General features: G+C 38.0%; 12 protein-coding genes. 11 read left to right on the top strand and 1 reads right to left on the bottom strand.

All coding sequences use genetic code 11. The annotated features are described in order from the left end of the window. Nucleotides 1-81: 81 nt before the first annotated feature. The gene (locus tag ACEWFJ_RS05340) at nt 82-393 is read right to left on the bottom strand and encodes a PepSY domain-containing protein (RefSeq protein ID WP_098306792.1); all 312 of its coding nucleotides are present in this window, start codon (nt 391-393) and stop codon (nt 82-84) included. A gap of 143 nt (nt 394-536) precedes the next feature. On the opposite strand from ACEWFJ_RS05340, the gene ACEWFJ_RS05345 reads away from it, so the two are divergent. The 11 genes from ACEWFJ_RS05345 to murC all read left to right on the top strand — a co-directional run bounded on the left by ACEWFJ_RS05345 (nt 537) and on the right by murC (nt 12947). Then, nucleotides 537-1610: a M42 family metallopeptidase gene (locus tag ACEWFJ_RS05345; RefSeq protein WP_098306794.1), complete on the top strand. Its 1074-nt coding sequence runs from the start codon at nt 537-539 to the stop codon at nt 1608-1610. 50 nt (nt 1611-1660) lie between these two features. Continuing rightward, nucleotides 1661-2170, top strand: a complete 510-nt coding sequence (locus ACEWFJ_RS05350) for a DUF84 family protein (RefSeq protein ID WP_473690882.1) — start codon at nt 1661-1663, stop codon at nt 2168-2170. Nucleotides 2171-2453: 283 nt separating this feature from the next. Further along, on the top strand, nt 2454-2774 hold the full coding sequence (locus ACEWFJ_RS05355) for a thioredoxin family protein (protein WP_473690884.1): 321 nt from the start codon (nt 2454-2456) through the stop codon (nt 2772-2774). Between the two features lie 225 nt (nt 2775-2999). Then, nucleotides 3000-3812 carry a DUF1444 domain-containing protein gene (locus ACEWFJ_RS05360; RefSeq protein ID WP_473690886.1) on the top strand — a complete coding sequence of 271 codons (813 nt, stop codon included), beginning with the start codon at nt 3000-3002 and terminating at the stop codon, nt 3810-3812. Further along, complete coding sequence (gene ytpR / locus ACEWFJ_RS05365) at nt 3809-4423, top strand: YtpR family tRNA-binding protein (RefSeq protein WP_098306800.1); 615 nt, start codon at nt 3809-3811, stop codon at nt 4421-4423. Before ACEWFJ_RS05360 ends, ytpR begins: the two co-directional genes overlap by 4 nt. 165 nt (nt 4424-4588) lie before the next feature. Beyond that, nucleotides 4589-4987: a DUF3139 domain-containing protein gene (locus tag ACEWFJ_RS05370; protein WP_473690888.1), complete on the top strand. Its 399-nt coding sequence runs from the start codon at nt 4589-4591 to the stop codon at nt 4985-4987. Nucleotides 4988-5092: 105 nt separating this feature from the next. After that, a complete protein-coding gene (locus tag ACEWFJ_RS05375; protein ID WP_473690890.1) occupies nt 5093-5374 on the top strand; it encodes a hypothetical protein in 282 nt (93 codons plus the stop codon). 160 nt (nt 5375-5534) lie between these two features. Continuing rightward, the gene (locus ACEWFJ_RS05380) at nt 5535-6392 is read left to right on the top strand and encodes an N-acetylmuramoyl-L-alanine amidase family protein (RefSeq protein WP_473690892.1); all 858 of its coding nucleotides are present in this window, start codon (nt 5535-5537) and stop codon (nt 6390-6392) included. Nucleotides 6393-6661: 269 nt separating this feature from the next. Then, entirely contained in the window at nt 6662-10237 is a 3576-nt protein-coding gene (locus ACEWFJ_RS05385; protein WP_473690894.1) for a DNA translocase FtsK, read from the top strand. 61 nt (nt 10238-10298) lie between these two features. Then, complete coding sequence (locus tag ACEWFJ_RS05390; protein ID WP_098311068.1) at nt 10299-11420, top strand: nicotinate phosphoribosyltransferase; 1122 nt, start codon at nt 10299-10301, stop codon at nt 11418-11420. Between the two features lie 213 nt (nt 11421-11633). Continuing rightward, on the top strand, nt 11634-12947 hold the full coding sequence (gene murC, locus ACEWFJ_RS05395) for a UDP-N-acetylmuramate--L-alanine ligase (protein ID WP_098311067.1): 1314 nt from the start codon (nt 11634-11636) through the stop codon (nt 12945-12947). Nucleotides 12948-13002 lie beyond the last annotated feature (55 nt).

Raw genomic sequence — 13002 nt, forward strand, 5'->3', positions numbered from 1 at the left:
ATTTAAGTCATATATTATCGGCTCGCCGATATATTGATGTGATAATTAAAAGGGTGCAGAAATGAATCTGCACCCTTTTGATTAAGCAACTTTTACTTCTAAAATTGTACCTGTTTTTGCATCTACTAAAAATTCAAATCGTTCTTGTACATCGTGTAATAACGTTGTAATACCACCGCGGTATACATCATAAGTAACATCATATTTTTCAAACGTCTCAGGGACCATATGGACCCAAGAACCTGTAATTTCACCTTTATGACTTAATGCTTGTTTCACCATTTTTAATGCTTTTTCAGAAGAAATGTGTGCTTGTTCTTGTACTTTATTTGCAACAACATATCCAGCCGCAAATCCTATACCAACACCAGCTAGTAAGCTTTTCCAATTCATATACTCACCTCTATTCTATAAAAAGTTCATCTTCATAATTATAAATCAATTTACATGAAAAAAGAAGAAACTAGAAAGATTTCGAAAATTTCGTTACAATAAAAAGAGTGATTCTATTATTGGATTGAAGGAAGGATAACGCGATGAATAAAGAGACAATGGAGCTATTTCGTACGTTAACAGAGCTGCAAGGAGCTTCTGGATTTGAGCATGATGTGCGTCGTTTTATGAAGCAAGAACTGAGCAAATACTCAGATGAAATTGTGCAAGATCGTTTAGGAAGTATCTTCGGCTTAAAAAAGGGTGACGAAAATGGACCGCGCGTTCTTGTAGCTGGTCATATGGATGAAGTTGGCTTTATGGTAACGCAAATTACGAAAAACGGAATGGTTCGTTTTCAAACATTAGGCGGCTGGTGGAGCCAAGTGTTACTAGCGCAGCGCGTACAAATTATGACAGACAATGGACCAATTATCGGTGTAGTAGGTTCTGTTCCTCCTCACTTATTAAGTGACGAACAACGTGCGAGACCAATGGATATAAAAAATATGCTAATTGATATCGGTGCAGATAGCCCCGAGGAAGCACATGAAATTGGCGTGAAACCTGGTCAACAAATTGTGCCAATTTGTCCGTTTACACCAATGGCAAATCCAAAGAAAATTATGGCGAAAGCTTGGGATAACCGTTATGGCTGCGGTCTTGCGATTGAATTGTTAAAAGAGTTAAAAGATGAAAAATTACCAAACACGCTATATTCCGGTGCAACTGTACAAGAAGAAGTCGGTCTTCGCGGTGCACAAACAGCAGCGAATATGATTCAGCCAGATATTTTTTATGCGTTAGATGCAGGCCCAGCAAACGATGCGTCAGGAGATAAAACACAGTTTGGTCAAATCGGAAAAGGTGCTGTGCTTCGTTTGTATGATCGTTCTATGGTGACGCACCGTGGAATTCGTGAGTTTATTTTAGATACAGCAGAAACGCATAACATTCCGTATCAATACTTCGTATCACAAGGTGGTACAGATGCAGGACGTGTACACACAAGTAACTCTGGTGTACCATCAGCTGTTATTGGTGTATGTGCTCGTTACATTCATACACATGCGTCAATTTTACATATTGATGACTACGCAGCTGCGAAAGAATTGTTGATTCATTTAGTAAAAGCAACAGATAAAACAACATTTGAAACAATTAAACAAAATGTTTAATATGGAAAAGGCCAAATGCGGCCTTTTCTTTTTAAGTAGGAGGTTTAGCAGTGAAAGTAGCAGTCGGATCAAAAAATAAAACAAAAATAAATGCTGTTCAGCAAGTGTTACCAGATGCTGAAATGATTTCATTGTCTGTACCATCTCATGTGTCAGCGCAGCCGTTTTCTGATGAAGAAACGCTGCAAGGGGCAAGTAACCGGGCAAAATTAGCATTAGCAGAAGGAAAAGCAGATATTGGAATTGGTTTAGAAGGCGGTGTGATGCATACAGAACACGGCTTGTTTATGTGTAACTGGGGTGCTTTAGCAACGAAAGAAGGCAAACTATTTACCGCAGGCGGAGCACGTATAAAACTGCCAGATGAGTTTATTCAACCTCTTGAAGAAGGAAAAGAATTAAGTGAAGTGATGGAAGACTATACAAAGCGGCATGACATTCGCAGCCATGAAGGAGCAATCGGCATTTTTACAAACAATTATGTAGATCGAACGGATTTGTTTGTGCATGTTGTGAAGCTATTAGTTGGACAATATATGTATGACAGAAACGAAGCATAAACCTTGCACCGTACTTCATGTATGGTAGTATATAAATACAAATTAAAAAAACGACCTAAAAACCCTCTTTCTTTTTAGATGGGCGAGAGCATCTGGCCATGCATAGAAGCGGTTAGGGCCTTTTTCTGCCACGTGCAAGGGTTAAAACAAAGGTAGAAAGCGACTGCAGGTCATGTTTTGATCTGCATGGCAGCGATTTATATGTTGATAAATCAAAATGGATTTATATATAAAGTAAGATTAAATTAGTAAATACATACTTCTTTTTAGGGAGGAATTATAGATGAAATCATTAGAAAGCATGGAGCAATTTCAAGAATTGAAAAACGAGGAGAAAGTGATCTTTTTATTCTCAGCAGACTGGTGCCCAGATTGCCGTTTTATCGATCCATTTATGCCGGAAGTAGAAGAAAAATATAGCGAGTTCTCTTTCTATTATGTAGACCGTGATGAATATATCGATCTATGTATCAAATTAGACGTATTTGGTATTCCAAGCTTTGTCGCTTACAATAAGGGAGAAGAAATTGGTCGTTACGTAAACAAAGATCGTAAAACACAAGAGCAAATTGAAGAGTTTATTGAAGGGTTTAAAATAAAGTGAAATTTCCGTCAGTGGGTGGGGTTCCCCGCTAATTGTTAGTTGAACCAATCGGGCTTTTACGGGCAGTTATTCCCCCATCTTCCTCGTTTCTCTTTGAATCTTGAGGGTAGGGATGCTTACTGCCCGCGAATAGCGGGATAAGCTGTTTCCAGCCAATTAGAATGCGAAAAACAACCTCTGTCTTCACATGTGGAGGTTGTTTTTTTCGGAAGGGAGGTACATCATATGAAAATGACGAGTAAAAAGATGAAAGACGAGCTTATGAAGCGTCTTGAAAGAGCAGAGTGGAATTTTCAGTACGATAGTGAAAAGGAGACACTTCGCATTGAGCAGACAGATACGAAAAAGGGAATTACTGTTTCTCTTCCAGGTATCGTAGCGAAGTGGGAGGTAAAGAAAGAGAAGGCAATTGACGAAGTTGTATATTACGTAGAAGAAGCGCTCGTTGCGATGCATAAAGAAGTAAAAAGTACGGCGAAAATTTTGCCTGTTATTCGTTCGACGTCCTTTCCGAAAGAAGCGGAAGAAGGAAATCCGTTTGTCATGACAGAGCATACAGCAGAAACGCGTATTTACTATGCATTAGATTCAGATAAAACATATCGCCTTATTGATCAGCGTTTGTTGCAAAAACTTGGAATGACAGAAGAACAAGTGCGTGAAATGGCATTGTTCAACGTTCGTTCTTTAAATGCTGATTTTAAGCGAGATGAAGTCGCTGGAAATACGTTTTATTTCTTAAATACAAATGACGGGTATGATGCGAGTCGTATTTTAAACGATGCGTTATTACGAGAGATGCGTAAACAAATTTCAGGTGATATGGTTGTGGCGGTTCCGCACCAAGATGTATTAATTGTTGCTGATATCGTGAACAAAATCGGTTATGATATTATTGCACAAATGACAATGAAGTTTTTTGCAGAAGGTCATGTTCCGATTACATCACTTTCATTCGTATATGAAGATGGTAATTTCGAACCAATCTTTATTTTGGCGAAAAATCGGAAGGAACGAAGTGAAAAAGAGAAAGGATGAACAAAGTGAACGTTTTTTATAACCTTGAAGGTATTGGGGATACATTAATTGTTGCCCTGCAAGATATTACATTAGAAAACCGTACATTTGAACGTAAAGGAGATGTAGCGCGCGTTTTCGATCGTGAAAGCAATGTAACAGCAGGATTCAACATCTTTAATGCTTCTTCTTATATGGAAGTAACAGAAACAGGCAATCTTACACTAACAAAAGAGCTTGTTGAAAAGATCAATGAAATTTTAGCGAAGAACGATTTTACAGAAAAAGTAGAAGCGGATCTTTCTCCAAAATTTGTTGTTGGCTACGTAGCAGAAAAAGAAAAACATCCAAATGCGGATAAATTAAATGTATGTAAAGTAGAAGTTGGGACAGAAACATTACAAATCGTATGCGGTGCGCCAAACGTTGACGCAGGCCAAAAAGTAGTTGTTGCGAAAATCGGTGCGGTAATGCCAAGTGGTATGTTAATTAAACCAGCAGAGCTTCGTGGTATTCCATCTTCAGGTATGATTTGCTCAGCACGTGAATTAGAGCTTCCAGATGCTCCGCAAGAAAAAGGAATTCTTGTACTTGAAGAAAGTTACGAAGTTGGACAAGAGTTTAAATTTTAAGTATATGGCCCGTTAGAGCGGGATGAAAAATAGCCTCATTGTTAATGAGGCTATTTTTTTATGGTTATATATTTTCTTCGTAAAGAATTTCATTAAAAAAGGAATATACATATCCTCTGTATAATATTATAAAGTGTAAAATTACACTTTGAGGGTAGGGGTTGTATGAAAAAAATAATTGTCATATCACTTCTTAGTATCGTTGCTGCTATCGCTGTTTTGTTTTACGTTGCTTTTAACGGTAATCCTATTAGTAAATATGTAATGGAGAGAGAGACAAGGTTGTATTTAGAAAAGAAGGGATATAAAAAAGATGAGATTCTTTCTATAGAATCAACATATAACATGAAACGGAATACTGACCGCATTGAAGGAACCATTGCGAAGGTTGTATTTAAGGATGAGCAGAACGTAACATATATATACGTTAAGCATCGGAAGGACAATCGTATTTTACAACACTGTGAATATTATAATCACGATACAGGAACATGGGAGGTATGGGAGGTTGAATTTAATTCTAAACGTAAACATATGGAGAGAACTTGTATAAAAATGTATTGAAGTGGTCCGGTAGACGGACTTTTTTTATGGATGAGTTTTTTTTGTAAATTACTAAATAATGTATAATAATGAATATATTACAATTTTTTTGTAAGAGGCGGTGTTATGGTGAAAGTAAACAAGATAGGAGCGGTTATATCTATTTTAATACCCATATTATTAACTTTGTTTATTATTAATTTTGTATATGGAATTATTCCAAATACCTTTCAAGGACTCCCTATTTTCTTACCTTTGTTTTTTTGTCCAATCGGAATTATTTTAGCATTTATTTCTTTTAAAGCAGACAAAAATGGATGGTCAAAAATTGGATTAATATTAAATACTGTACTCTTTTTTACGCCTTTTATCTGGATGATAGGGGGAACTGTTCTCTTTGGAGTATGATTGGGTATGAGCCGAATCTTGGTGATCCTATTTTTGTAGATATCCAAAACTTGAATGTATATGCTGCAGAGCGTGCGTGGTATGGGTGTTTGTATTGCGAATCATATAGATGAAATTATGGGGAAAATAAAAGATTGTTTCAATAGATAAGGAGGATAGTATGAAGTACATAAGGATTGCTTCTGTAATCATGATAGCTATATTCTCTATGATAGGGTGCACAAAGGAGACTGTAAAAACATCACCTAAGAAAGAAGCTGAACAATCTCCTCAGGAAGGAAGAGAAGTAGATGAAACGCATTCATCTACTCCTGTACAAAACAATGAAACGAAAGAGCAGCAAGTGAAAGAAGAGCCTGCACTGGCACCTGTACCAGAGAAACCAAAATTTATTGTGTGTATTGATCCTGGCCATCAGCGAAAAGCAAACCTAGAGTTAGAGCCGATTGGTCCAGGTGCAACGACACAAAAATATAAAGTAACAGATGGAACAACAGGTGTTGTGACGAAAAAAAGAGAATACGAATTGAATTTAGAAGCCTCTTTTCTGTTAAAAGAGATGTTAGAAGCAAAAGGCATTGAAGTGGTCATGACAAGAACAACACATGATGTGAACATGAGTAATAAAGAAAGAGCGGCAATCGCCAATGAACATCATGCGAATTTATTTTTGCGAATTCATGCAGATGGTTCGGAAAATGAAGCGCAAAAAGGCTTTGCAGTGTTAACGCCGTCAAAAGAAAATACTTTTACAAAAAACATTTATCAAGGGAGTTTAACGGCTTCTGAGTTCATTGTGAATAAAGTGAAGGAAAACAGTAACGTACAAGTAAACGGAATTAAATTTCGTGATGATTTGTCTGGATTTAATTGGGCGGAAGTACCGGGAGTTTTATTAGAATTAGGATTTATGTCTAACCCAGAAGAAGACCAAAAACTATCAGACGTAAATTATTTACGCTCTTTACTGCAAAGTGTGGCAGATAGTGTTGAAAGTTACCGAGTAAGTAAAGGATAAAGTGAAACTTCCATCAGTGACGTTTTTCTCACTGATGGTTAGTTGAACCAATCGGGCTTTTACGGGCAGTTTTCTTCCCAGCTTTTCTCCATCCTTTACTGCCCGTTAATGCGGGATAAACTTTTTTCGATCAATATCACATAAAAGCGTTTTCATTTTGTAATCTTTTTCATTTTTCTGTAAATAATTTGAAATTAATTTCATCTGCACTTTTTGCCGAATGCTGATACAATAAAGGGTGTTACTATTTAGTAGAAAGAGTGGTAAGCATGCTAGATTGGATGAAAAAGTTTTTTAAAAAAGAGGAAGAAAATGAAGCGACAGCATTGAGAGAAATAGAGACTCCTGTAGAGAAAAAGGTTACTTCGCACACTCCTCGTGTAAACTACTACTCTAATAAACGAGAAGATGAGCTGCAAGTGTCTAAGCCGCATGCGAGCAGGAATTTTCGTTTTCCATTAATTCCTGACGGAGGATTTGAGGAGAACACAATGAAATCGCCTCGTATAGAGGAGCGTGCTATACAAGAAATACCAATTCGAGAAAGACGCCAATCAAGACGAGTAGAAGAAATACAAAAAGAGACACAGATTGAACCGATTATTCAAGAGGTAACGGAAGCAAAGCCTACTTCTGTAGAAGAAAGTCACCGAAGACCGTTTCGTCCAACAGAAATAGTTTCTCCGATTTTTGGGTATAAACGCCCGGAAGTAGTGGGACAAGAACATACTGAAAGTAAGAAACAACAACGAGAAGATATTGAGATATCAATAGAAGGAAAAGCAGTTGTTGATGTATGGTTTGAGAAGAATGGCTATGCGTTTTATGATTCATCACAAGATGTTCTACCAGAACAAAATCAAGTAGAGTCTACACGAATTGAAGCGGAAGTTAAGAAGTCTGTTGTTGATACATGGTTAGAGAAAAATGAAGCAGAACTTACATCTGTGCAAAATGATGCAACATTCCATGAAACGGTGCTACATAATCGTGATGCAGTTGCGGCTCAAGGTGAAAATGAATTACATGAACCTATTGCTGTAGAGTCAGAATTTGAAATGAAAGAAGAAGTTGAGAGAATAGAAGAGTCTGTTATGCAAGAAGAAGCAGAAGCGCCTGAGGAAATAGAAGTAGTAGAAGTATTTTCAGAGATAGAAGAAGCTGTTATGCAAGAAGAAACATTTGAAGCTGAAGAATCTAAGGAAACAGGAGAAATAGAGTTATCTTCAGAGACGGAAGAATCGAATGTACAAAAAGAAACATTTGAAGCTGAAGAATCTAAGGAAACAGGAGAAATAGAGTTATCTTCAGAGACGGAAGAATCGAATGTACAAGAAGAAACAGAAGAAGTTGAAGAGCCTCAGGAAATAGAAGTAGTAGAGTTATCTTCAGAGACAGAAGAATTGGATGTACAAGAAGAAGCACAAGAAGCAGAAGCGCCTGAGGAAATAGAAGTAGTAGAAGTATTTTCAGAGATAGAAGAAGCTGTTATGCAAGAAGAAACATTTGAAGTTGAAGAATCTAAGGAAACAGGAGAAATCGAGTTATCTTTAGAGATAGAAGAATTGGATGTACAAGAAGAAACAGAAGAAGTTGAAGTGTCTCAGGAAATAGAAGAAATCGAGTTATCTTCAGAGACGGAAGAATCGAATGTACAAGAAGAAACAGAAGAAGCAGAAGTGTCTCAGGAAATAGAAGAAATCGAGTTATCTTTAGAGATAGAAGAATTGGATGTACAAGAAGAAACAGAAGAAGCAGAAGAATCTCAGGAAACAGAAGTAGTGGAAGAATCTTCAGAGATGGAAGAATCGGATGTACAAGAAGAAACAGAAGAAGTTGAAGAATCTTCAGAAATGGAAGAGTCCAATATACAAGAGGAAGTACTTGAAGCTTCAATAACAGAAGAACCGCTTGAAGCTAAGGAAGTGGAAGCAGTAGAGTTATCTTCAGAAATGAAAGAGTCTAATACACAAGAAGAAGTACTTGAAGCGGAAGCAATAGTAACTGAAAATTTCGTTCATGAACAAAGTGAAGAACCTGTTAAAACTGATGAACAAACACAGCAAGCTGTACAAACCTTTGCAAATGTATTAATAGAAGAAACAGGGGAAAAACAAAATGCAATTGCTGAGCAGACTAAAGTAAAAACAGGGCAGCCCAAAGTAGATGCAACGCAAGAACCAAAACGTGAGAAGAAACGTTTCGTTCCGTTTAATGTAGTGATGTTGAAGCAAGATAAACAGATGTTAGCAGAAAAGCGCCGTGTAGCAATGCCGCCGCAACCGGCTCCTTCACAAAATGTGACTGAGCAAAAACAAAATATGGAACCGCCAACAGTGAAACAACCAGTGCAAGAAGAGATGACGCACCGAGTTGTTGTAGAAACAAAACAAGATATTCGTAACGTTTTACAGGCACCGCCAACGTATGAGTTTCCACCATTAGCACTTTTAAATATCCCAAGTCATCCGGCGGGACATGATGCTGAGTGGTTAGAGGAACAAAAAGAGCTGTTAAATACGACATTCCATAATTTCCATGTCGGTGCAAAAGTGGTGAATGTGACGCAAGGTCCAGCTGTAACTCGTTTTGAAGTGCAGCCAGAACCTGGTGTGAAAGTAAATAAAATTACGAATTTAAGTGACGATATTAAATTAAATTTAGCTGCTCGTGATATTCGAATTGAGGCGCCAATTCCAGGGAAAAATGCAGTTGGAATTGAAGTGCCGAATAAAGAGAGCAAAGCTGTATTTCTTCGTGAAATTTTACGAAGCCCAGTGTTTACGAAAAGTGAATCACCGCTTACAGTCGCACTTGGTCTAGATATTTCAGGAACACCGATTGTGACGGATATTCGAAAAATGCCGCACGGTTTAATTGCGGGGGCAACAGGATCAGGAAAAAGCGTATGTATTAATGCAATTTTAACAAGTATTTTATATAAAGCGAAGCCACACGAAGTAAAGCTGATGCTCATTGATCCGAAGATGGTTGAACTTGCGCCGTACAATTCTGTACCGCACCTTGTTGCGCCGGTTATTACGGATGTAAAAGCGGCGACGGCAGCTTTAAAGTGGGCAGTAGAGGAAATGGAACGTCGTTATGAATTGTTTGCACATGCAGGTGCGCGTGATTTAACGCGTTACAATACAATTATGAACGAACAAGAAATTCCAGGCGAGACGTTGCCGTATATCGTTATTGTTATTGATGAGCTGGCTGATTTAATGATGGTTGCACCGGGTGATGTGGAAGAAGCGATTTGCCGGATTGCCCAAAAGGCAAGAGCGTGCGGAATTCATTTATTAGTAGCGACGCAGCGTCCATCTGTAGATGTTATTACAGGATTGATTAAATCGAACATTCCAACGCGAATTGCTTTTACAGTGTCATCGCAAGTAGACTCACGTACAATTATTGATATTGGCGGAGCTGAGAAATTACTTGGCCGTGGTGATATGCTATTTTTAGATAATGGAACATCAAAACCGGTTCGTGTGCAAGGGGTATACGTTTCAGATGAAGAAATTGAAAAGTCTGTTGCACATGCGAAACGCCAAATGAAGCCAAATTATTTATTCCATCAAGAAGACCTATTGGCAAAAACAGAACAGCAAGAATCTGAAGATGAGTTGTTCTTTGAGGCATGTCAATTTGTTGTAGAACAAGGGGGAGCATCCACGTCTTCTGTGCAGAGAAGATTCCGCATTGGGTATAACCGTGCAGCTCGTCTTATTGAAGACATGGAAGCGCAAGGGATTATTTCAGAAGCACGCGGAACAAAACCAAGAGACGTCCTCATTACAGAAGATGAATTTGCTGCGATGCAGGATATACATGTATAAGAAAAGGTTTTGCTGTATACTAAGAGAAAACGTTGGATAGTAAAGTAGGGAGTATAGCGACATGAAAGAAATCGAATTAAAATTACAAGGTGAAATAAATCGACTGACAAACAAGACGTTCAAGTTTGATGAGCGCGTTGGTGAAGGATGGTTTTCTGCGGTTTATTTCTTAAAAACTCGTGATATTATTAAAGAATTTCGACCAGGAAGCGTTGTGACAATGCAGTTCTTCCAAAAGGAACATGCTGTATTATGCGGAACAGATGAAGCACTTGCTTTATTACAAACATTTGCAGAGCATCCTGAAGAGCTTGAAATTTATTCTTTAAAAGATGGGGATCAGGTTAATCCGTTTGAAACAGTATTAACGATTCGCGGACCGTATGAGTATTTTGGCTATTTAGAAGGTGTAATAGATGGCATTTTAGGACGCCGTACTTCTGTTGCAACAAATGTGTATAACGTTGTGCAAGCTGCGCGCAGCGGTGAGAAAGAGAAGCCTGTTATTTTCATGGGTGATCGTGATGATCATTATACGCAACAAGCTGGTGATGGTTATGCGGCTTATATCGGTGGCATGAGCGCGCAAGCAACGCATGCGATGAATGAATGGTGGGGTAGAAGCGGCATGGGAACAATGCCTCACGCTTTAATTCAAATGTTTAACGGGGATGTTGTGGAAGCGGCAAAAGCATATCATAAAAAGTTCCCAGAAGATGAGTTAGTTGTACTAATTGATTACAATAACGATGTGATTACAGATGCGCTTCGCGTGGCACGTGAATTTGGATCAGAGCTAAAAGGAGTACGTGTAGATACATCTCGTACGATGATTGATCAATACTTCATTCGTCATCCGGAAGTGCTTGGTACATTTGATCCGCGCGGTGTGAATCCGTCTCTTATCTTTGCACTTCGCAAAGCATTAGATGACGAAGGATTCCAGCATGTAAATATCGTAGTGAGCGGCGGATTTGATGAAAAACGTATCCGTGAGTTTGAAGCACAAAATGTTCCTGTTGATATTTATGGTGTTGGCAGCAGCTTATTAAAAATGAATATTGGCTTCACAGGTGATAACGTAGAATTGAACGAAAAACCGGAAGCGAAAGCAGGACGTAAATATCGTCCAAATCCACGCTTAGAGCGTGTTCAGTTGCAAGCAAGAGAAAATGAGGAATAAGAGGAAAAACTGATAGGGAATTGACCCTATCAGTTTTTCTGTTATCATAGTATAACGGATTGTTTTTTGCTATAATAAGTTTGTTGTGGATTTAAAAGAGAGCATAAACGTGATTATAAGAAAATCGAGATGATTACCAAAATAAAAAGAAAATCATATACTGTCTTATAGATAGACCGTTGGAATAGTTCGAAATGTTGGAGGTTCTTTAAGATGACAGTTTACCATTTTGTAGGAATTAAAGGGACAGGGATGAGTGCTTTAGCGCAAATTTTACATGATATGAAGCATACTGTTCAAGGTTCTGATGTAGACAAACGTTTTTTTACGCAAACAGCTTTGGAAAATCGTGGGATTTCTATCCTGCCTTTTGATAAGAATAATGTTGAAGAGGGACAAGTGATTATCGCAGGAAATGCATTCCCAGATACGCATGAGGAAATTGAAGCTGCAAAGGAATTAAATTTACCTATTTATCGTTATCATCATTTTTTAGGCGATTTTATGAGTAAGTATACGAGTGTCGCTGTAACTGGTGCTCACGGAAAAACATCAACGACAGGTTTGTTATCTCACGTGATGCAAGGAGCAAACCCTACATCTTGTTTAATTGGTGATGGAACAGGACTTGGAGTAGAGGATAGTAAGTATTTTGTATTTGAAGCGTGTGAATATCGTCGCCATTTCTTGTCATATCATCCAGACTATGCAATTATGACAAATATTGATTTTGATCATCCAGATTATTTTGCAGACATTAATGATGTATTTAGTGCGTTCCAAGAGATGGCACTGCAAGTGAAGAAAGGTATTATTGCGTGTGGTGATGATGAAGAACTTCAAAAAATTCATGCGAAAGTACCAGTTATTTTCTATGGATTTGGTGAAGATAACGATTTCCAAGCACGTAACATTCAAAAAAGAACAGATGGTACAGTGTTTGATGTCTTTGTTCGTAATACGTATTATGGAACGTTCCAAATTACAGGTTACGGCAATCATAGCGTACTAAATGCATTGGCGGTTATTGCTCTTTGTGATTATGAAGACATTGATGTCGAAGTTGTGAAACATCAGTTAACAACATTCGGTGGTGTAAAGCGCCGCTTCAATGAAAAGAAAATGGGCGAGCAAGTGATTATTGATGATTACGCACATCATCCAACAGAAATCAATGCGACAATTGAAGCTGCCCGTCAAAAATACCCAGAACGTGAAATTGTAGCAGTATTTCAGCCGCATACATTCTCTCGAACACAAAAATTCTTAGATGAATTTGCAGAGAGTTTACGTAAGGCAGATCAAGTATATTTATGTGATATTTTTGGTTCTGCTCGTGAAAATAGAGGAGAACTTACAATTCAAGACCTGCAGCAACGCATTGATGGTGCAGAGCTTATTACGGTTATGACAACAGAAACATTAAAGAAACATAAAAACGGCGTACTTATTTTTATGGGCGCTGGTGATATTCAAAAATTTGAAGCTGCTTATGCGAAGGAAGTACAAGTAGCGGAGAAAAAGTAAGGGAGAAATGACGTGCAATAGGCACGTCATTTTTTATTAACAACTTCTAAGTATA

The organism is Bacillus sp. EA-CB0995, from assembly GCF_055814245.1.